Annotated in this window: 2 protein-coding genes; both read right to left on the bottom strand. The window is 64.5% G+C overall.

What is annotated here, in order from left to right; translation table 11 throughout:
• Nucleotides 1–234 precede the first annotated feature (234 nt).
• The gene (locus ACYVG5_RS21370; RefSeq protein WP_222050806.1) at nucleotides 235–459 is read right to left on the bottom strand and encodes a hypothetical protein; all 225 of its coding nucleotides are present in this window, start codon (nucleotides 457–459) and stop codon (nucleotides 235–237) included.
• A gap of 90 nt (nucleotides 460–549) precedes the next feature.
• Nucleotides 550–1,545, bottom strand: a complete 996-nt coding sequence (locus ACYVG5_RS21365) for a caspase family protein (protein WP_222050807.1) — start codon at nucleotides 1,543–1,545, stop codon at nucleotides 550–552.
• Nucleotides 1,546–2,124 lie beyond the last annotated feature (579 nt).

The raw sequence follows: 2,124 nt of genomic DNA, 5'->3' as shown, positions 1-2,124 counted from the left end.
CCCCGTTAGTGCGTGAAACCGCGCCGAGTCCAGACCGTTCCCGCAGCTCAGCGAGCCGCAGCAGAAATGATCATGCGGCCCTGATCAAAGTCAGGCCCGACGCCTTGGGCCTCAGCCTTCAGGGGACTCGTTCCATTCCGAATGCCCCTGAGCGGCCGGCACCCCAGGCCGAGCAGATCCCAGAGCCTTGGCGATAGCGAGTGTCCCGAAGCCGCCTTCAGCGGCGACGCGGCGTCAGGGCCCGTGTCTGGACAATGCGAACCGCACCGTCGCCGTCCAGACGAACCAGGCGCGTCGGTGCAGCCCCTGAACCTCGGTCAGCCCCTCGACGACGAGCGTCGACCAGTCCGGCCGCTTGGCACCTGCCCCGGCGACGATCTCTCGGAGCTGACCACGCAGCCGGGGATGGCCCCGGTCGCGGTCGGCGTAGGGATACGCCGCTGTCGACGTGAAGATCATGGCTCAGGCTCAGGCTCCGGCGTTGCCGGCCGGGCTACACGACCAAGTCCCTCGAGCTGACGGGAGGCAGCTCCGAGGGGTGCTTTGTGGTCAGGGCTGTCCCCCGCCGTCCCGCTCGACTCGCTCCACGGTCATCTGCAATCCACCCCGACGGCGAAGTGGGGCGAACGACTCGTACAAGGCATCCCGGTGCGCGCGAAGGTCCCGCTCCCAGTCTTCACGACTCCTCGGCTCGACGGAGTCCTCGCTGACGTAAACGGGTACGGAGTTGAAGGCAGTCGTCAACTCGTAGTCGTCGTACTTGATCGGATTCTGCCTGCCGCCCGTGACGAAAGAGCACCCGCCGGGGCCTTGAGCGATGGACCATGTGAGTCCAGGCATGTTGTGTGCCGTTGCAACCAAGCTGCCGGAGCCCAGTTCCCGTACGGACCAGCAGAATGTCGACAAGCCGTGACCGAGCGCAGGTAACTCATAGGAGATTTCGTCGGGCATGCAGGATGCCAGCATGTACTCAGGTACCAAGTCATCGGGGTGCTCGTGCAAAACGGCTTCAAGAACTCTCAGTATGAATGCGCCGGAATGGCAGGAGTCGAGCAGTACGGCCACGCGCATGCGGCCGACGCCTGGCGCTGCCCGGCGAATCTCTAGGCACGCATCGATGAAGTCGTCGGCGCCGAACGTGGTGTCGTCCTTCAAGCAGAGAGCGCCATCTTTTTCCCGGCCGTGTCCTGAGTAGCAGAATGTCAAGAGTCCACCATCAAAACTTGGCTCTCGCGCCGCTTCTTCGGCGAAGGTTCCGCCAATGGCCTCGAATGAGGCGGCCACCTTGGCGTAATCAACGTCGAACTCGGCCTGATGGAATTGGTGCGGCGCACCGCGATAGCCAGGCTTGTCCCGCCAATTCTGTTCCCAGTACGTGATGTCGGGGATGGTGCAGGTGAGGTCCGTCGCCACCTTGGGGCGCAGAACCCACGGCTTGAACCTCGCGTCTATCGGAGCCCCGCCCAGGGGGCCATTTGCTGCGACCGACAAGTAGGCGTGCCAGTTGCGCATCTTCCCGACATAGGGCTTATCGGGTGGAGTCATGTCACTTGGTCCCCGTTTCTGGTCCGGTCCTGGCTCCAACCGCACGGCTCGGACGCTTGGAAGCCATCCGCCAACCCTTGCTCTTGGACACATGATCCGGCACGTCGAGCAGGAGCCTGTCCCTGACCCTGTTCCACGCGCGCCGGCTCGGTCATACGGTGTCCGCATGCCGGAGGTGGGGACCCGCCAGAAGAATCAGCCACCGCCACCGCACGTCGTCTTCGAGGCTCACACCCAGCCGAAACGGGACCCCAGCCGTCGGTGGCTTGTGCTGCGGTCCGACGAGCAGCTGCCCACGGTTCTCGTCGCGGAGGAACCGCACGTCGTGGTCTGGTCCGCGCTGTGGACCGGCTGCCCCGATGCCCGAGTGCGCTTCGACCTCCAACATGACGCTGATAGGGCACCGACTTGCGCTGGACGTTGTCCGTCGAGGAGCCGACTCCGGACGCGTCGCTGATCCGGCACATGAGCAGACGGCTGAATGAGGTTTTCTCACCTGGTTCCGCGGTCGAGTGAAGTCAGGACAAGGGCGGCGGCGGCAATAGCGGTGATCCGTTGTGGGCAGACGGTCACGCGATC

This window comes from Modestobacter lapidis, from assembly GCF_054780755.1.
This window is presented reverse-complemented; position numbering and strand designations above follow the sequence as displayed.

Bases quoted from the DNA above. Each gene is read 5' to 3' on its own strand.
- ACYVG5_RS21370 (WP_222050806.1), bottom strand. From the start codon at position 459: ATGATCTTCACGTCGACAGCGGCGTATCCCTACGCCGACCGCGACCGG.
- ACYVG5_RS21365 (WP_222050807.1), bottom strand. From the start codon at position 1,545: ATGACTCCACCCGATAAGCCCTATGTCGGGAAGATGCGCAACTGGCAC.